Source organism: Janthinobacterium sp. LPB2021202312-11-4 (assembly GCF_037049705.1).
In the GTDB taxonomy this organism is placed as follows: domain Bacteria; phylum Pseudomonadota; class Gammaproteobacteria; order Pseudomonadales; family Pseudomonadaceae; genus Aquipseudomonas.
In genome coordinates, this window is sequence record NZ_JBAGKV010000033.1 from 24,224 (window position 1) to 42,294 (window position 18,071).

Sequence of the window (18,071 nt, forward strand, 5' to 3'; positions counted from 1 at the left end):
GCCAAAAGTCGCCCGCCATCCACCCCCATAACCCCCTTAAGTCGTTCACACACATAAGGCTGTCATGGACACGGGCTCACGACTCAAATTAGTACGCGAAAGCTACAAACTGTCCCAGCGCGAGCTGGCCCGGCGTAGCGGCGTCACCAATGCCACCATCTCCCTGATCGAACAAAATCGCGTCAGTCCCTCCGTCAGTTCCCTCAAAAAACTGCTCGAAGGCATCCCCATGTCTTTGGCGGACTTCTTCACCTTCGACCAGCCACCGCGCGAGCATCAATACGTGTTCCGCGCCAATGAACAGCCCGACCTCGGCCGTCATGGCCTGCGATTGCTGCTGATCGGCGCCTCCGTACCGAGCCGGCAGATGCGCTTGTTGCGCGAGCAATACGCGCCGGGTGCCAGCTCCGGCGAGGAACCCATCGTCCACTCGGAAGGCGAGGAGTGCGGGCTGGTAACTCGCGGGACGGTCGAGCTCACGGTGGATGGGCAGATCAGTGTGCTGAATGCCGGGGACGGGTATTACTTCCCGACGACGTTGCCCCATCGGTTTCGCAATATCGGGGCGGATGAGGCGGAGATTATTAGCGCGAATACGCCGGCGAACTTCTGATAGCGATGAACTCTGGCATCGCTCAAATTTGATTTTCCTCGCATGATAAGAGTCCGATTCCCGCTCAGGTTTCGGACTTTTATTATTTGCGCAGGTCTAAAAATATCTTTTATTGCTCAACTGAACCCCTAGGTTTCCCGTTTGAATACCCTTTATAGGTTTGGTTTTTTTGGTGCGTTGCTTTTGGAGTTTTGGGAGAAATATGTAAGAAAAAAGAAGGTGGTGTGTAGGAGTCTTCGGATCGTCGTCCTTTGATGTCGTTTGTTAGAGTGAGTAGTAGTAATGACAGGATTATAATTTTGGATGCATGTGCAGATTGTATGGGGACCCAAAAAGGGTATCAGGCTTCCTGAGGGGGTAATAATGCGGTTGCGGGTTTTCTTCACCGTTTTAATTTCGGACTTGCTAGCAGTTATGCTTTCTATACTTTATGCGGCATTCCTTGCGAAGTTAATAGAAAAGGCGGTCCCTTTAAGTGGTATTTATTATTGGCTGGTGCTAGGCCTTATTTTTGTTTTTTTGTTGTTCGTTAACTTTTATTATTGTTTTCCCAGTTATGTTGATGTTTCACATGGGCGCGATTGGAATCCCCGCAGAGACTCTGCTTGGGTTGCGTATTTTGGTGCTTTTATCAGTTCTTTATTTTTGACTGCCGTGATCGATCTGCAAATTGATCAAGCAATTTCGCAGCAAGGCAGCCTTTCGTTTTTCGTTAGTGCGGCTATTTTCGTATTGGTTTTTTTCTGTTTATGTCTTTGTATAATGAAGCTTCGTCGAAAAAGGTAATATATTTGAGGTTTGACTTATTTTAAATTTTTTTCTTCTGCTATATTTTTTATTGTGATTGTATCGACTAAAGCTTCAAAGGCCAGTGCCAGCTTTCCCGTTTGTTTGTACGCTCGTTCATAATTGATAGGGTCTTTTCTGAAAAGCTCAAGCGTTCAGTAGTCTAATCGCTTCTTGGATCAGTATGACTATTGCGGCCGCAGCAGGGACTATAATTTTCATGCATCAGGCGGAAGAAGTTGAGTTACTAAGTTTGGCTACTTCTTGGTTAGTTGCTGTGGGTGTGTTTGTTATATTTATGTTGATAATAGTTTATGTTGGTTTTTATTCTGGCGGTGCACGCCGCGGCAGATGATTTGCTCTATCTGTGAATAGCGCGATTTGTTCGATTGGGGGGAGGGCTGGTTTTGCGTATAAAAAATATTGGTGAAATGGTTGTTTTGTATTTTATGATTATTATGGTTTGCATGCTGTATGCAGCGCTTTTTGTCAGGTTAATAACAGAGTTTATTGTGCTGGATGGATGGGATTTTAATGCAGTGGCTGGTCTTATATTTGTTATTCAGTTGGTTATAGGTATCCGATATGGTGTGCCGGATCTGAAACCCGAAGTGCTTGAGGTCACTACAGATTTTAAAGAGCCTCCAATGGCTGTTTTTTATTATAATCTTATTGCTGTCTCCATGCTGTCTACGTTTTTTATTATGATGTTCGTTGAGGAGTTTTTGCCATTGGAGGGGGTTACTTATTTTGGTGTGACGGTCCTCGTGTTTTTAATCGCCTTATTTTGCTTCTTTGTTCGGGTAAAAAGAAACGCACTTGAATCGATTCGTAATTAAGCCTGGCTAGGGAAGGTCTGAAGTACCCACCGTTTTTTTGATACTCCAACCATTTGGAGTTCAAAAAAGCGGTGGGTACTTCAGACCTTCCTTAGGTTCAGGCGTATCAAACCCGCGATGCTCAATTACCCGAAACACATCGCTGACGTCCTGGAGCAACACACGGGCGATGTTGGTGACGGTGTTGATGTCGTTTTCGGCGTAGTCGGGGAGGCTGGTGCAGGCCATAAGGTTCAGGTATTTGAGGACGGCGTTGAGGCGTTCGCTGACGCAGTTGTGGAGTTCACGCAGGGGAGCGTCGCTGTCGATGAGGAGGACGGGGTAGTCGGTGGCGAATTGGGACATGGGGGTGAAGCGGCGAGGCGGATTGTTCTTTGTCATAGGATCAGCTCTTCAATTGATAAGAAGTGCCACCTTTCTGCTGCGAAACAAATGGGTGGCAGCTATGTGCGGGTTCGCAGACCGGAGAAGAGACTAAAACCGGCAGACCCGAAGGTCTCCCACACACAGCCGCCATAAAACGTAACGGTGGCGAATTTTGCCACAGTTGTCATTTGACGGTGTGTCTCCACTTCTACAGGGCTGCGAAACCCTATCGCCCATTACTGTCGGCGACGGGGCGAATATAGGTGGCCACTTTGGGGCTCGCAACCGGAGGGTAGGACGCCTTTTAGCCCATTGTGATGATGGGGATTGGCAGCGCTTGAGGGCGAAGCCCTTGTAAACCGGGTGCTCGGAAATGTCTGAGGAAATGGGCGGCAGGGGATTGGGGCCGCTTCGCAGCCCGGTGGGAGCAAGCTCCCTCGCCACAAAGGGTGTTTTCCTACAAGGTTTTCAGACGTGGCGATCGAAAAATTGCAGCCCTCGGCGGCGTCTGCACGGGATTCATTTCTTCATGATCGAGGTGAACAGTTCAGATTCCAGAAATCGTTGCAGCCACACCTGAAGCCGTGGATAAGGCGCCTGCCCAAACCATTCCCGATCCACATGGGCGAATTGCCGCACAAATGGCATCAACGCCACATCCGCCAGGCTCGGATGCCCGGCGAGCAAGTAGTCACGCCCCTCCAGCCGCTCATCGAGCCTGCGCAAGAACACCTCACCCTCGGCCCGGTAATGTTCCATCGGCTGCTCGGGGTAGCGTTCGGCGTATTTGTAGCGATTGAGGTGCACCTTGAAGACCTGATCGTTTTCTTCGATCAGTTCAGCCATCAGCAGCCTCCCGGCGGGGTCGTCCTTGAGCAACCAATCCTGCGGATCGTTCTGCGCCAAAGCCCAGCGCATGATGGCCAGGCTTTCATCGATCACCTGACCCGTCACCTCCAACACCGGCACCGTGCCTTTGCTCGACAGCGCGAGCATTTCGGCAGGTTTGGCCTTCAGGCTGACTTCGACGATCTGCACCTCAACCCCTGAATAACGCAGGGCCATGCGCGCCCGCATGGCGTAAGGGCAGCGGCGGAAGGAATACAACGTGGTCATTTCACCTCCAGGGTACTCAGGCCGTTGCCCTGACGGCGGACCTGAATCTGCACCGGAATCCGCTCATGCATTTCCTGCACATGGGAAATCACCGCGACCTTGCGGCCCTGGGCTTGCAAGCCGTCGAGGGCGTCCATGGCCAGTTGCAGGGATTCCGGATCGAGGCTGCCGAAGCCTTCGTCGATAAACAGCGATTCGATTTTCAACGTGCTCGATGCCATCGACGCCAACCCCAGCGCCAACGCCAACGACACCAGGAACGTCTCGCCGCCGGACAACGAATGCACCGAGCGCAGTTCATCGCCCATTTCCGTGTCCATCACCAACAAGCCGAGCATGCTGCCGCCGCGTTTGAGGCGATAGCGCCGCACCAGTTGCCGCAGTTGCACGTTGGCGTGGTGCACCAGTAGGTCGAGGTTGTAAGCCTGGGCGATTTTGCGGAACGTGTCGCCAGTGGCCGAGCCGATCAACGCACTCAGGCGCGCCCAACGCTGGTACTCGGTGTAGGCGTCGGCGATTTGCTGGGCCAGGGCCTGATTGGCGTTCTGCCGGCGTTGGTCCTCGGCCTGTTCGGCACGCAATTCGGCGCAGCGATGTTCGCTGGCGGCAAACAGGTTTTGCAGTTCCGTCAGCGCGGTGGCCAGTTGTTCGGCGTCGAGGTTGCCGTTGTGTTGCGCCTGATGCTTGAGCAGGCGCTCATCGCGCTCCTGCAACAGCACCTTGGCCTGTTCGATGGCTTTTTCGCTGTGCTGCAACTGTTGGCGCAATTCGCTCAGCTGTTGATCGTCAACGCTCAGCAACGCTTCCAGACCACCGTCATCGAGCTCCGGATGCCGCGCGCGCCAGTCGGCAATCTTGCTGCTCAGTTCGCGGTCTTCAGCTTCCAGGGCGTGCGAACGCTCTTGCTGCGCCTTGAGCTCTGCGGCCAATTGCACCAGCCGCGTGCGCACTGTTTGCAGTTCCTGATTGGCGGCGGCTTCGGCGTGACGGGCCTGTTCGACGGCGCGATCAAGTTGCTGCTGCCACTGTTCGGCGCTGGCGTGCTCGCCGAGTAATTGCGCGAGTTTCTGCTGGCAAGCCTGTTGTTGCTCGGCCAGCACGCTGAACTGCTGTTGCGCGGCGTCCAATTGCTGGGCGCGAGTCAGTTGGCGGTCCTGTTCTTTCTCCAGTGTCTGCTGGCGTTGTTGCTGTTCGCCGAGTTCGTCGCGCTGCTGGTCGAGTTGTTCCAGGCGTTGGGCGATCTGCCGGTCGAGTTGCATGAACGTCGCGGCAGGCTCAGTGCGCAGGGCTTGCAGCGTATCGGCCGGCAGCAGCGTGCTGAACGCCGTGAGTTCTTCGTCCAGCCGTTGGCGATCACTGCTCAACGCCTGTTGCTGAGTGCTCAGGTGCTGAGTCGCTTGCTGGCTCGCCGTTTCGGCGTTGCGCAGTTGCTGGGCCAGGCGCGCGGCGTCCTGTTGCAGGGTGAGCAGGGCGGTTTGCCGTTGTTCATCCTGGGTGATGCTCTGGTTTAGCTGACTGTTTTGTTGGGCCAGCCAGGCATCGCGTTTGACCGCGTCCTGATTCAACAACTGAGCGGACAGCGGATGGGCTTCGACGCTGGGTGTCAGGCTCTGTTGCTGCGTGGCGAGGTGTTCCTGTTGTTGCAGCAACTCCTTTTGCTGGGCAATCAAACCGCCGACTTCAGCCCGCAGATCGGTGAGTTTTTCTTTCAGCAGATCGACGGCTTTCTGCGCGTTGGTCAGTTCGCTTTCGTCATGCCGGCCGAGGCTTTGCAGCAGCGCTTCGGGCTGATGATAAGGATGATCCGGGCTGCCGCAGACCGGGCATGGCTGATCGTCCTGCAACTGTGCGCGCAACTCTTCGACGCTTTCACTGCGGGCCAGGCGTTGGCGTTCCAGCAGTTCGCGGGTGACGGTCAGGGTTTGCTCGGCGACGGTCAATTGGTCCTTGGTTTTCACCCCGTCCTGGGTCAGGCGTTCACGTTCTTGCTGGGCGCTGAGCTGGCGTTGTTGCAGCTCGGCGCCGCGCTTGTCCAGTTCCTGTTGGCTGGCCCACAGGCGCGTCAGTTCTTCGAATGCGCGCAGTTGCTTGCGGTTGTCCTGCAACAGCGTGCTCAGCAACTGAATCTGCTCGGCCACGGCTTCGGGCTCGGCGCCGGCCTCTTTGTAGAGCACTTCCAGGTTCTGCTTTTGCGCGCTCAGTTCTTCAGCGGCGCGGGTGGCGTTGTGCTGCAGATCGGCCAGTTCGGCTTGGCCTTTGTTCAGGCGATTGCCGATCAGCATCAGTTGTTGCAGACGATCGCGGTAGGCGTTCCAGGCATCGCTGAGCGGCGCCAGATGAACGCTTTGCTCAAGCTCCCCGGCGATGCGTTGTAAACGTTCGGCGACCCGTTTTTGCTGGTCGAGCAACCCTTGAATCGTGCCTTGGCCCTGGGTGCAGGCCAGTTCCGCTTGTTGCTTGAGTTCAGCGCTCAGGCTGGCCTCTCGCGCCAGGCGGGCGAGGGTGCTTTGCTCTTCAAAAGCCTGGCGCAGCAAGGGTGTGCCGGCGCTGTGCTGGTTTTGTGCCTCGGTCAACGCGGCGTGGGCGCTGCTCAGGCTCTGTTCGAGTTGGGTCTGGCGCTCGGTCAGTTCTTGTTGCTGTTGCGTGTGTTGCTGAATCTGCGCGGCCAGCGGTGTGAGTTGGGCGGTGAGTTCGGTTTTGCGCGCAAATTGATGCCGCTGTGGCGCCAGTTGTTCCAGGCGTGTCAGCTTCAGTCGCTCGCCGGCCAGGCTTTCCCAGTGCTGCTGGGCGCTGTGCAGTTGCTCGGTGGCGCTCTGTTGCTCGTCCTGCAATTGGCGCAGGTCTTTGAGCCAGGTGTGTTGCTGCTCAAGCTGCTTGAGTTGCGCTTGTTGGGTCTTGAGTTGCTGTTGGGCTTCGTTGAAGCGCTCATCAAGCTCGGCGCGTGCTTCAGGGGGCAGCGGCGTGACACCGGTGGCCTGATCCTGCAACAGCTTGTGGGCTTCGCGGGCCTCTTTGGTCTTGTCGAATGCCCGGCGACCCAAACGGGTGTAGAGCGCGGTATCGGTGAGTTTTTCCAGCAGTTCGCTGCGGTCGTTGTCGTCAGCCTTGAGGAAGGCGCTGAACTCACTCTGGGCCAGCAGCACGGCGCGGGTGAACTGTTCGAAGTTCAGGCCCAGCGCGGCTTCGAGCTGCGCCTTGTACTCGCCTTTCTGACTGGCCAGCAGTTGATCCTGATCGATGTCCCGCAGGCTCTGGCGACTGGCTTGCAGCTTGCCGCCAGCCTTTTCCCGCGCCCGATTGGCCTCCCAGCGCGCCCGGTAGCGGCGGCCGTCGATGCCGACAAAATCCACTTCGGCATAACCTTCGCCGGTGCCGCGCCGCAGCAAGGTGCGCGGGTCGCCGGTGCCGATTTCGCCGTCAGCGTCCGGCACTTTGGCGTCACGGCCGGTGTTGTTCAGGCGCGGCACGGCGCCAAACAGGGCCAGGCACAAGGCATCGAGCAAGGTACTTTTGCCGGCGCCGGTCGGGCCGGTAATGGCAAACAGTCCGGCGCTGGCCAACGGTTCGGCGGTGAAGTCGATCTCAAACGGCCCGGCCAGGGAGGCGAGGTTTTTCAGGCGGATCGCGAGGATCTTCATGGCTGTTCGCTCTCCATCTGCACGTCTTGCAACAGCTCGGCAAAGTCCTTGAGGGTTTGCTCATCGACCTCGCTGCCATAGTTATCCTGCCAGGCGCGGCTGAACAGTTCCTGGGGCGAGAGCTGGTCCAGTTCAATCAACGTGGCGCCGTCATCCGTCCCATCCTTACCGCCGTTGCCGGCATATTCGGCGGCGATTCGCACCAGTCGCACAGCCTTGTCTTCCAGAGCGGTTTCAACCTGGTGACGCAAGTCTGGTTGCGGCTCGTCGAGGCGCACCCGCACTTCCAGCCACGGCTGGCGCTGGAGATCGGCGAGCAAGTCGATGTTCGGCAAGTCGGCCAGTTGCAGCAGGACGTCCGCCAGCGGCGCAGGGCCGATCCGTTGCAGATTGACGGCGCGGGGGATCAGTTTCGGCTCGACGCTGACCAGGGTTTCGCCATCAAGGGTGACGTCGAGAATCTGATGCTGATAGTTGATCTCGGAGAACGACAACGGAATCGGCGAGCCGCTGTAGCGGATGCGTTCCTCACCGTTGACCTTCTGCGGCTTGTGCAAATGACCGAGGGCGACGTAGCTGATGCTCGGCCCGAACAGGCTGGCGGGCAGGGCTTCGGCGTTGCCGATGATCAGGCTGCGCTCCGAATCTTCCGACACCGAACCGCCGGCCATGTGCGCGTGGCTGATAGCGATCAAGGCCTGGCCCGGCGTGCGCTTGGCGTTGGCCGCTTCGATCAGCCATTCATGCACCTGGCCGATACCGCGCAAATAGTTGTCGCCCAACTGCGCGCCGGTCACCTCGGCAGGTCGCAGGAACGGCAGCGCCAGGCACCAGCCGGCAATCGCGCCGGTGGCATCGGGCAACGGCAATAGCAGGCGTTCGGCATCCAGTTGACCGTCATCGAGCCACAGCACTCGGCCCAACGCGTGGGTGCGCAAACGCCGCATCAACGGCGCGGGCAGTTCGATCCGCGAGCCGGAGTCGTGGTTGCCGGCGATCATCACGATGGTCAGCAACGGCTGCTGCTCGTGGGCGCTGACGATGAAATCGTAGAGACGTTCCTGGGCTTTGACCGGCGGGTTGACCGTGTCGAATATATCGCCGGCAATCAGCAGCACATCGGGCTGGTCCAGCTTCAACTGGCGCAACAGCCACTCAAGAAAACAACCGTGCTCGAAATCGCGGTCCTGGCCGTGCAGGTTCTGCCCAAGGTGCCAGTCGGAGGTGTGGAACAGACGCAAGGCGTACTCCGTCGCAAATAAGGTGATGGCCGCGCGGGAAATGATGGGCGGCTAAAGGGGAGGGAGTTTACTGGCAAATACACTGGATGGCGCGACGGATCTGATCAAACCACAGGCCCGTGACCAAGTGGCATGCCTGTGGCGACGGAGCTTGCTCCCGTTGGGGCGCGAAGCGGCCCCTGCGATCTGTTTGATAAAACGATTTATCCGGTACTGCGGCTGCTGCGCAGCCCAACCGGGGGCAAGCCCCCTCGCCACACAAGCGGTTTCAGCCGCTGAGTTTGCCGCCGGGGTTCAAGCGCTGCACCTCGGCAAAAATCTGAGTAATGGCGCGTCCCGGTTGACGTTTATGCAGTCGGCGAACCTGTTCGCTCATTCTGAGCAAGTCTTCACTTGGTTTCGCCCATTGCGCCTTCGGCAATGGCTCGGACCATCGCTGCATGACCTCGGGCAACATCTTTTGCCCCATGGCTTTGATGCGGCGGATTTCCCATTCGGTCAGGTGGTTGGGAATCGTCCAGAGGGTCATCACGTGGTACAGGTACCAGAAAAATCCCGAAACTCGATTGCGTGAACCGTCGCGGATTTGTTGATGCATGCGCGCGCGGGCGTTGTGGAAGGTGTGCAGGCCTTCGTGGGGCGGGTCGTCGGGGCCTTGCAGGTCGAGCGGGTCCTGGATGGATTTGAGGTCGTTGACCTCGTACTCCATGTAGCCGCGAATCGCTTCCCAGTAGCTGATGGCGATGGGCAGGCCGGCGCAGGGGAATTCGACGCTGGTCAGGGTTTCACCGTGCTGGAAACCGATGCCCATGCCGTATTGGCGACGGACGCCGTACTGAGTGACGCCTTGGGCTTCGATGACCCAGGCGCGGAGGGATTCCCAGGGGACGAAGAGCGGTTCGGTGGCGTCTTCGGGCATGAAGCAGACTTCGCGGCGTTGACGGTTGAAGCGGGTGGGGATGATTTCGGCGCGTTTGTTGTGGTTGTGGAGCCAGACGCAGAGGCCGATGAATAGGGTGATGAAGCCGGATACTAGGGCAAGCTCATACGCCTCCTCTATGAACATACGAGTTGTGATGTCATGTATATCGTCCCAGCTTTGGCCTAACAGGAAAAACATGAAGCCGCTGAACAGAGGTATTAAAAAAGCAATCATAAAGGCTAGGGTGAATGGTCCGCCTAATACGACCTGCCATGAGAACACCTCCGGCGACCCCAACCCAAAGTCCATATACACCTCATTTAACTCCCCGATATGAGGACCACTGGGCGGTATCGGCGTAGGCAGCGGCAGAGGGGCGAGATAGGTGATATTCCCGCTTGGAAAAGGCTCGACATCCCCGGCTTTGCGCGATTGCTCAAGGTGCGCTGCCGACACGGATTTATCCAGGTTGTTGGGCATGGTCTACCGTCTCCAGCAAATGGGTTTCAACCAGCAACACAGGAGGATGCTCGGTGACTGTGTTGCGTGGCAGCGAAGGAAAACGGCCTTCGCCACGAGGGTTGAGATGAATGATGTGGGTGCGGGACATCCACTGCCCCTTGGCATTCAATACTTGCACGCACACCGCCAGCTCCAGTGTCTCGACCACGGGCGCCATCGGGTTATTACGATTCAGCGGGTATTGCAGGCATAAAATCAGCGGGTCGGCTTGCACCACTTGCAGGCTATCCGCCACTTCTTCGCTGATCACATCCTTGCGCTCCCGGGCGGTACCGCGACTGTCGAGCGGGCGGTAAAGCCGATGGGCACCAATGCCCAAGCGATGAGAGGGGTTACCGCTCAAGGGAGGCTGGAAGTCGCTCGGTTTCATGCGCGTTGTTTGTTGCCGGCATTCAAGCGCTGCACCTCGGCAAAAATCTGAGTAATGGCGCGTCCCGGTTGACGTTTATGTAGACGTCGAACTTGTTCGCTCATTCTGAGCAAGTCATCACTCGGTTTCGCCCATTGCGCCTTCGGCAATGGCTCGGACCATTGCTGCATCACCTCGGGCAACATCTTTTGGCCCATCGCTTTGATGCGGCGGATTTCCCATTCGGTCAGGTGGTTGGGAATCGTCCAGAGGGTCATCACGTGGTACAGGTACCAGAAAAACCCCGAGACCCGATTGCGGGAGCCGTCGCGGATTTGCTGGTGCATGCGGGCGCGGGCGTTGTGGAAGGTGTGCAGGCCTTCGTGGGGCGGGTCGTCGGGGCCTTGCAGGTCGAGCGGGTCCTGGATGGACTTGAGGTCGTTGACCTCGTACTCCATGTAGCCGCGAATCGCTTCCCAGTAGCTGATGGCGATGGGCAGGCCGGCGCAGGGGAACTCGACGCTGGTCAGGGTTTCGCCGTGCTGGAAACCGATGCCCATGCCGTATTGGCGACGGACGCCGTACTGAGTGACGCCCTGGGCTTCGATGACCCAGGCGCGGAGGGATTCCCAGGGGACGAAGAGCGGTTCGGCGGCGTCTTCGGGCATGAAGCAGACTTCGCGGCGTTGACGGTTGAAGCGGGTGGGGATGGTTTCGGCGCGTTTATTGTGGTTGTGGAGCCAGACGCAGAGGCCGATGAAGAGGGTGATAAAACCTGTCGTCGCTGCATATCCATAACCTTCATGGAATATGCCAATCATTGAGTCCCATATATCTTGCATACCGTAACCAAAAACAATTCCTAGAAACCCGGTAAATAATGGAAATAGAAAAGCGATCATAAATGCGCCGCTGAAAGGCAAACCTAAAATGACCTGCCATGAAAACACCTCCGGCGACCCCAACCCAAAGTCCATATACACCTCATTTAACTCCCCGATATGAGGACCACTAGGTGGCATTGGCGTAGGAAGCGGTAGCGGGGCGAGATAGGTGATCTTGCCGCTTGGAAAGGGCTCGATATCTCCGGCTTTGCGCGATTGCTCAAGGTGCGGTGTCGGCACGGGGTCATTCAGGTTGTTGGGCATGGTCGACCGTCTCCAGCAGATGGGTTTCAACCAGCAACACAGGCGGATGCTCGGTGACTGTGTTGCGCGGCAGCGAAGGAAAACGGCCTTCGCCACGAGGGTTGAGATGAATGATGTGGGTGCGGGAGATCCATTGTCCTTTGGCATTCAGTAGTTGCACGCACACCGCCAGCTCCAGTGTCTCGACCACGGGCGCCATCGGGTTACTGCGATTCAGCGGATAGCGCAGGCATAAAATCAGCGGGTCGGCTTGCACCACTTGCAGGCTATCCGACACTTCTTCGCTGATCACATCCTTGCGCTCCCGGGCGGTACCGCGACTATCAAGTGGACGGTAAAGCCGATGGGCACCAATGCCCAATCGGTGAGAGGGGTTGCCGCTTAATGGGGGCTGGAAGTCGCTTAGTTTCACCCTTGGTAGCTCGAGATGGATATCGCTGGGTTTGGGGCGCAAAAACAGGTTTTTCAGCAATGAGTCATGCTTGATCAAGCCAAGATGTGCCGTCGGGGCGTGAAGTAACTCGCCGAGGTAATGTTGGTACTGATCCAGGGTGTAGTCACCGCGCTCATCGGTGTCCAGGCTCCAAGGCGTGGTTTTGAGCCATTTGTCGTGGGCGCTGATGTTGTAGCGGTTGAATAGCCAAGTGCCGCCGAATTCCAGTACGGTGAACAATGCCCCGGCCAGATTGACCCGGAAAAACACGGTGGAGAGGCGTGTGCCAGCGGCGGCCCAGGCGGCTGTTCGCGCTGCTGGGCTGCCGGCAGTCATCACTTTAAAAGTGGCGTGCGCGGTATGACTGAGACCATAGGCATTAACAGCCGCCATGCCGCCGGCACCCACCGTGGCAAGAGCCGCACTGTTTTGGGCTGCGCGATTGCCGCTGCGCGTCGCGTGCTCCCAATTCTGGTGTTGTGCATTGAGGCTGGACAATGACGATGCCAAACCTAGAACATAAGTAAAACCGCCCAATCCGATGTGCATCTTCCCCATCTGCACATGCACACTCTCCAAAGCATGATGTTGAGCGGCCAAAACCAACTTATCGCTGCGAGCCTTCAGTGCGGTGTCTGCCAAGCCTTGAGCTGCGGTAAAACCAGCTGCACCGGTAGCGGCGAGCGCAGCGAAGAAATCAGCACGTATCTTTTCGTTTTTGGTCTGCCTCATCATCTCTCGATAAACCACCACCAAATTCACCACCTGCGCCAAAAACACCAACAACCCAACCCCTTCGCTCTTGATCAGTTCTGCCCTCGGCACGCTCTGCACCCCCTGCCGAATATTCATCAGCAAACTCCTCACCTCCTGCTGCTGCGCGGGTGGAAACACCACGGTCACCCCCGCCCGAGCCGGTGTGGCGCCGTAGGTGCGCACCGACCGATCCGGCAGTTCGGCAATCGGGCTCAGCGCACCGGCCAGTCGGCCTTCGAGTTGAGTCAACTGCGCCCGCACCCGAACGATCTCGGTCTGCAACTCCATCGCCCGCTGGGTTCTGTGGCCCGGCAGGTTTTTGTTATGGGTCAGCCGGTTGCGTTCTTGGGTCAGACTTTTGAGGTAGGCGCGTTCGCTGAGCACGTCCTTGAGGTCGGATTGCAGCGCCGTGTGCTCACCCGGGGTGGCGACGGTGAACGTCACGCCGGTGGTTTTCGCCGCATCGAGTATTCGCGCCGGCAGCGCTTTGGGCAGATGGCGGAACAGTTCGTCGAGGTCGGGGATTTTCCCACCCGTCAGATCGAAACCCTCCAGCGCTCGGCTCAGCCCCAGGTTTAGCGCCGGGCTGTAGCTTTGCTGCACCGCGTCGGCCATGTCGCGGGTGTGTTCGGGCATTTCGTCGAGGGCTGGCAGGTGCGGTTGTTCGATGGTTTGCAGGGTCTGCAACCAGTGCGGCAGTTTGCTGTACAGGCCGGTCCCGGCATTGGACAGCAGGCTGTATTGCACCAGCAAATCAGGCCGAGCCCGGAGCGGTAAGGTGTAAAACCCAGGTCGGGTCAACTCCGGGTGTTTTTCCAGATAACCCAGCATCTTTTCACTGGCATGGTCGCTGCGGCAGATGTCTTTGACGCAGGCGTATTCGGCGGCGAAAACCTCGGCCAATTGCTGCGGTGCATGCGCGTCGTAGTACCAGGCCGAACGGTGATAGCGCCCGGCACACACCAGCTCCGTGCGGTCAGCAGTGATGCGTTCGAGCAGGCGGTTCCAGCGACCAAGGTCGGCGCGGTACTGAAACAGCTCGTCGTCCATGGCCTCGCGGTCGATGAAATCGTTGATCCCGCGTTTGCCGGTGAAAGTGGAGCCCTCGATCACGTCCTCGATGCGTTTGTTTTGCTCCTTGCCGAGTTTGATCAGGGCTTTGAGGTGCCGCTCAACGAAGTCGGCGGGGGCCATCGCAAAGTGCTGACGGGTGTAGTAACTGCGGTCTGCGTCATCAATCGCGCGCCTTTGAGCCGTGAAGTCTGGCGTGCCGCCCTGATACTTGAGCATCTCTTTGACGTCGGCTTCGGCTTGCTTGCGCAACTGCAGCAATTCCGGCGGGGTTGGTCCGTCGACAGGCTCGACCTTGCCGCCCTTGTTCAGGTAATCCAGCAGGGCTTTGCGCGTGCGCTCCAGAGTGGGTTCTGGCAACTGTTGCAGATCGCCCAACAGCGCGTTGACCGCCGGGTCGTCGCTGACATCCCCCAGTTTTTCAACATCCGCCGGGCTGAGCTGGCTCAGGGATTCGATGTAGCACGCCAGCAAATAATTACGCGCGTTGTGCTCGGCATTGCTCCAGGCATCGACCCAGCCGACCACCGCGTCTTGATACTCGGCCAGATCACGCAGCACGCCGAGGTCGTCCTGCACCGCCAGGAACAGCGTGTCGTCCTGATACGCCGCGCGCACCCGCCCAAGAAATTCGCCGATGTGTGCCTCGCGAAAGCGCCGGGGTGTTTCCCACAGATACGGTTCGCGCTCATGTTCGGGAACGTCGCTGACCTGCACCGTGGACAACAAAACGGCGTCCGGCGGCGAGCCCTTTTCATGCTCGGCACGGTCCTTTTCCGCTTGGGCCTGCTGGGCTGGGACCGTCGCAATCTCCGCCAGCCACTGCTTGGTTTGCCCAACCGTCAGTAAATGCTCGCCCCCGGTTTCACAGTTCACCGGGCCGAGGTCAACAGCTTGCATAAAGTGCTCGCGCTCCTCGCGGCTGTCAGTCACTTGCGCGCATTTGGCGGCGGTCCACTGCACTTCGGCGAAGCACACATGCAAGGTGCTGCGCCGTGAAAAGATCAGCGCCGGGCGTTCTTCGATGGCCGTGCGTTGATCGCCATCAACCTTGGCGCCCTTGTGCAGCAAGGCGCTGACCACGCCGTTGAGCACGCGGTATTCGTGCAAGTGCCCGGTGACGCTGTCGATCACATACAGCCAGCCGTCGCGCAGCATGCGAATGCCCATTGGCCGGGTCTGGAGGGCGTAGGGCAGTTTCAGTTTGGCGATGGGGTCAACGATCTTCTCCACCAGGCCATAACGTACAGGCAGGAGCTGCACGTGGGTTTGCCGCAAAGGGCAGGCGCCGGGGGAGCCGAAGGCGGATTTGGAGGCCGCTGCGGCGGCGAGATTCGCAGGATGGTTCATGGTCGGCCTCGTTCACTGGCCCATTGAAGGGCCATGTTTGCGGCCAGCGCGATACGCTCACCGATGGGTTGCAGGGAGGGCGTATGGAGCAAACGGTCGATGTGGGAATGCTGGTCCAGCGATGAACCGTCCAGCCATGCCACGACGTTGGCGTAATAAAACAACTCGGATTGGCAGCCCAGACCCAGCATGTCGGCCTCGGCTTCCAGCTGTTCAAGCATCGGCCAGCGCTCCGCCACGGTTGCGCCGTGCGGGCGTTCGGAGAAAAACCTCAGCAGGTGAGCGTCGAGTTCAAGCAATGTGCGACGCCGATCAGCGTGGTCCAGCGCCGCATTCTGCTCAGCACTCAGGCGATAGGGCGTCGGCAACTCAGGGCACTCGGCCAGCCGAGGTTGATGCCGCTGCCAATCCGCCGCGACGCCATCGGCGGTCACCACGCAGGACAACGGCCCAAACAAACGCTGATCGCTACCCCCGAACAGGATTCGCGCCACGGCGGCATCGGCCAGTCGCAGGAAAACCGGCAGCCCCTCGGGCAGCTCAACCGTCAGCAGTTTGCGCAAGTGCTGGGCGATGTCGTGCGCCGAGGCCGGGCTGAACAGCAGCACGCCCCATTCCTCGTGCGCGTGCTCCAGATAGAACTGAACAAGCGGTTCATCAGGTTGTTGAACGGCCACTAACAGCGGTGAGATATCCCGCAGCGCGGTGAACGACGGACAGTCATACAGCGCGATGGCGTTGGCGCCAGGGCTCAGTTGCTTCAGGCGCTCCGGCAAATCGCTGAGGGTCGCGCCATCGAGCAACACAAACGCCTGTTGCTCGTTCCACGGCAGATCGGCAGGTAAAGCGGTCGAGAGATTCATGCGAGGGCGGCCTCGCAAATCAGGCAGCGAGAACGGCGGGTTGAAACCAGCGCCTGGCGTTGTTGGGTGGCGTCGAAGGTCAGCTTCAACAGCGGCACCGCGCCCGGCATCAACGGCTCAGCCGGCAAACCGTCGGCCGGGACGCCGCCCTGTGCAATCGGCAGGTTGCTGAAAATGCCGTCCGGCCCCAGCGTCAGCCATTGCCCGCCGGCCTTCATCGTCAGGTGCAATCCACCATCGATGACGACGTGCTGCCCGGCGCTGAGGTGAAGGTACTGGGTGGCGTTGAGTCGCTGACTGCTGACGCGGATGTGCTGGTCGCCCAGCACCAGCAGGTGATCGTCCTGTTTGAGCTCCGTGAGGCGATTGCCGTGGGTGAGGTGGTGTTCTTCGCCGCGCAGCTCGTGGCTGGCGATACCACCGACCACGACGCTGCGTTGGTTATCGACCTGAATGCGTTCGTCGTTGAGCACGTGTTGCACGAAGTCCCGCTGGGCCCGCAGGGCAATTTCCTCTGAGCCGGCTCTGTCCTCGATGCGCAACTCGTTGTAACCGCCACCACCGGGGCTGCTCTGGCTGCGCAAAATGCTTTGCGTGTGCTGAGCGGGCAGATCCAGTGGCACGGGCGTCGCCGCATTCGGCAAGCAGCCGAGCACGTAGGGTTTGTCCGGATCGCCTTCGCTGAAGCCCACCAGCACTTCCATGCCGACTCGCGGGATCAGCACGCTGCCATAGCGGTCATTCGCCCAACCAGCGGCAACGCGCAGCCAACAACTTGAGTGTTCGTTGCGTTGACCGTCGCGGTCCCACGCCATCTGGACTTTTACGCGGCCGTACTCATCGCAGTAGATCTCTTCACCGGGCGGTCCGGTGACCACGGCATGCTGATGGCCGGCCATTTGCGGTTTGGGGTGTTCAAGGGCCGGGCGGAAGATCACGTCCCACGGCGTGGCGACGAACTGGTTGCGGTAGCCCTGGCTGAAGCCATCGTCAGGATTGCTGTGCGTAATCGACTCTTCCAGCACCTGAGGTTGTTCACCCGCATGCTCAACCTCCGTCAGTAGCCACAAACCGTTGCAGTCGCTGCGCAGGTGTTCGATCAGGTCAACAAAGTGACCGCTGCGCATGGCACTTTGATCGCTGCGCCCACGGGCTCGCCGGTAGTCAGCGCGATGGCGCTCCAGCGCCCGCCTGGCCAGATGCTTGCCGCGTTCGCGCTCGGCGAATTGCCCGGGGAAGGCGTAGTCCTCCAAATGAGGCAATTGCGCGCCCTTGCTCTCGCTGTCGAGCGGCAGGCGTGGCTTTTTGAAGTTGTAGTCCCGGCGGCTGACGTGAGTGGTGCGGGTTTCCAGGCTGATCTGGAAGCGATCAATGACCGGGGCTTCGGCAACCATGCCGCTGCCTTGGGCATACGCCGTCGGGCTCTTGGGTTTCGGGAATACCGTCTGGTCATCGCCGAACACCAACACATGCCCGGCGGCACTGTGCTGGAAGTGAAAGTGCAGCCCTTCTTCCTCGCACAGCCTTTGAACAAAGTGCAGATCTGACTCGGTGTATTGCACGCAGTAGAGTCGCGGCCGGTACTCAGCGTTGAGTTGGAAGCGCCAGGTATCGGCTTGTATGCCGTGATCAGTCAGTACTTTGCCGATGATCTGCGGCACGCTCAGGTGCTGGAAAATACGTTGGTTGTGGCGATGCGCGAGGTAGGCGAGGCGAGGTGCCAGAGTGATCTGGTAGTGAGTCAGGCGTTTGCCCGAGTCGCCTTGCGCGACTCGATAGACCTGGCCGTGAATCCCGGCGTTGTCGGGGCCGAATGTCAGAAAGGCCGAGCGATGCAACAGCGACTCGAGATCCAGAACGGGTCGTTCGCTCACCAGTTCGAGTTTGACTTCGTAGGGCTGGTTCAGCGCCTCCTTGGCGCGGAACCTGAGGACCTGAAGATCGTAGGAAAACCCTGCAATGTCGAGTGTGAAAACACCTTCGTTCGCCGTTTTGAACATCCGCGCATCCCTGTGTCATTTAAGGCACAGGACTCTGCGTGAATCTTCGCGATGGCGA

13 protein-coding genes are annotated in these 18,071 nt (G+C 58.6%); 3 read left to right on the forward strand and 10 right to left on the reverse strand.

Annotation, left to right across the window (positions count from 1 at the left end):
• The first annotated feature begins 64 nt into the window (after positions 1-64).
• The 3 genes from V5E99_RS26185 (at position 65) to V5E99_RS26195 (ending at position 2,238) form a co-directional block, all read left to right on the forward strand.
• Positions 65-613, forward strand: coding sequence for a cupin domain-containing protein (locus V5E99_RS26185; protein WP_007895886.1), 549 nt, complete (start codon positions 65-67; stop codon positions 611-613).
• A 303-nt stretch (positions 614-916) separates the two neighbouring features.
• Positions 917-1,399: a hypothetical protein gene (locus V5E99_RS26190; protein WP_499805182.1), complete on the forward strand. Its 483-nt coding sequence runs from the start codon at positions 917-919 to the stop codon at positions 1,397-1,399.
• A gap of 407 nt (positions 1,400-1,806) precedes the next feature.
• Positions 1,807-2,238, forward strand: a complete 432-nt coding sequence (locus tag V5E99_RS26195) for a hypothetical protein (RefSeq protein WP_499805183.1) — start codon at positions 1,807-1,809, stop codon at positions 2,236-2,238.
• A 60-nt stretch (positions 2,239-2,298) separates the two neighbouring features.
• Here V5E99_RS26195 and V5E99_RS26200 read toward each other — a convergent pair whose 3' ends face one another.
• The 10 genes from V5E99_RS26200 to V5E99_RS26245 all read right to left on the reverse strand — a co-directional run bounded on the left by V5E99_RS26200 (position 2,299) and on the right by V5E99_RS26245 (position 18,013).
• Positions 2,299-2,619 carry a hypothetical protein gene (locus tag V5E99_RS26200; protein ID WP_499805184.1) on the reverse strand — a complete coding sequence of 107 codons (321 nt, stop codon included), beginning with the start codon at positions 2,617-2,619 and terminating at the stop codon, positions 2,299-2,301.
• Between the two features lie 504 nt (positions 2,620-3,123).
• On the reverse strand, positions 3,124-3,720 hold the full coding sequence (locus V5E99_RS26205) for a glutathione S-transferase (RefSeq protein ID WP_499805185.1): 597 nt from the start codon (positions 3,718-3,720) through the stop codon (positions 3,124-3,126).
• Complete coding sequence (locus V5E99_RS26210) at positions 3,717-7,358, reverse strand: AAA family ATPase (RefSeq protein ID WP_499805187.1); 3,642 nt, start codon at positions 7,356-7,358, stop codon at positions 3,717-3,719. The genes V5E99_RS26205 and V5E99_RS26210 overlap by 4 nt, the downstream gene beginning before the upstream one ends.
• On the reverse strand, positions 7,355-8,599 hold the full coding sequence (locus V5E99_RS26215; RefSeq protein WP_499805188.1) for an exonuclease SbcCD subunit D C-terminal domain-containing protein: 1,245 nt from the start codon (positions 8,597-8,599) through the stop codon (positions 7,355-7,357). Before V5E99_RS26215 ends, V5E99_RS26210 begins: the two co-directional genes overlap by 4 nt.
• A gap of 268 nt (positions 8,600-8,867) precedes the next feature.
• Positions 8,868-10,001 carry a hypothetical protein gene (locus tag V5E99_RS26220; RefSeq protein WP_499805189.1) on the reverse strand — a complete coding sequence of 378 codons (1,134 nt, stop codon included), beginning with the start codon at positions 9,999-10,001 and terminating at the stop codon, positions 8,868-8,870.
• Positions 9,982-10,413, reverse strand: a complete 432-nt coding sequence (locus V5E99_RS26225; protein ID WP_499805191.1) for a hypothetical protein — start codon at positions 10,411-10,413, stop codon at positions 9,982-9,984. The genes V5E99_RS26220 and V5E99_RS26225 overlap by 20 nt, the downstream gene beginning before the upstream one ends.
• Positions 10,410-11,540 (reverse strand): SoxR reducing system RseC family protein, encoded by a 1,131-nt coding sequence (locus V5E99_RS26230; RefSeq protein ID WP_499805193.1) that lies wholly within the window; start codon positions 11,538-11,540, stop codon positions 10,410-10,412. Before V5E99_RS26230 ends, V5E99_RS26225 begins: the two co-directional genes overlap by 4 nt.
• Positions 11,521-15,150, reverse strand: a complete 3,630-nt coding sequence (locus tag V5E99_RS26235; RefSeq protein WP_499805194.1) for a toxin VasX — start codon at positions 15,148-15,150, stop codon at positions 11,521-11,523. Before V5E99_RS26235 ends, V5E99_RS26230 begins: the two co-directional genes overlap by 20 nt.
• Positions 15,147-16,013, reverse strand: coding sequence for a DUF4123 domain-containing protein (locus tag V5E99_RS26240; RefSeq protein WP_499805195.1), 867 nt, complete (start codon positions 16,011-16,013; stop codon positions 15,147-15,149). The genes V5E99_RS26235 and V5E99_RS26240 overlap by 4 nt, the downstream gene beginning before the upstream one ends.
• Positions 16,010-18,013 carry a type VI secretion system Vgr family protein gene (locus V5E99_RS26245; RefSeq protein WP_499805197.1) on the reverse strand — a complete coding sequence of 668 codons (2,004 nt, stop codon included), beginning with the start codon at positions 18,011-18,013 and terminating at the stop codon, positions 16,010-16,012. Before V5E99_RS26245 ends, V5E99_RS26240 begins: the two co-directional genes overlap by 4 nt.
• Between the last annotated feature and the right edge of the window lie 58 nt (positions 18,014-18,071).

Excerpts from the sequence above, each read along its gene's own strand:
- V5E99_RS26245 (WP_499805197.1), bottom strand. The coding sequence starts at position 18,013 with ATGTTCAAAACGGCGAACGAAGGTGTTTTCACACTCGACATTGCAGGG.
- V5E99_RS26220 (WP_499805189.1), bottom strand. The coding sequence starts at position 10,001 with ATGCCCAACAACCTGGATAAATCCGTGTCGGCAGCGCACCTTGAGCAA.
- V5E99_RS26240 (WP_499805195.1), bottom strand. The coding sequence starts at position 16,013 with ATGAATCTCTCGACCGCTTTACCTGCCGATCTGCCGTGGAACGAGCAA.
- V5E99_RS26185 (WP_007895886.1), top strand. The coding sequence starts at position 65 with ATGGACACGGGCTCACGACTCAAATTAGTACGCGAAAGCTACAAACTG.
- V5E99_RS26200 (WP_499805184.1), bottom strand. The coding sequence starts at position 2,619 with ATGACAAAGAACAATCCGCCTCGCCGCTTCACCCCCATGTCCCAATTC.
- V5E99_RS26210 (WP_499805187.1), bottom strand. The coding sequence starts at position 7,358 with ATGAAGATCCTCGCGATCCGCCTGAAAAACCTCGCCTCCCTGGCCGGG.
- V5E99_RS26225 (WP_499805191.1), bottom strand. The coding sequence starts at position 10,413 with ATGAAACCGAGCGACTTCCAGCCTCCCTTGAGCGGTAACCCCTCTCAT.
- V5E99_RS26230 (WP_499805193.1), bottom strand. The coding sequence starts at position 11,540 with ATGCCCAACAACCTGAATGACCCCGTGCCGACACCGCACCTTGAGCAA.
- V5E99_RS26205 (WP_499805185.1), bottom strand. The coding sequence starts at position 3,720 with ATGACCACGTTGTATTCCTTCCGCCGCTGCCCTTACGCCATGCGGGCG.
- V5E99_RS26190 (WP_499805182.1), top strand. The coding sequence starts at position 917 with ATGCATGTGCAGATTGTATGGGGACCCAAAAAGGGTATCAGGCTTCCT.
- V5E99_RS26235 (WP_499805194.1), bottom strand. The coding sequence starts at position 15,150 with ATGAACCATCCTGCGAATCTCGCCGCCGCAGCGGCCTCCAAATCCGCC.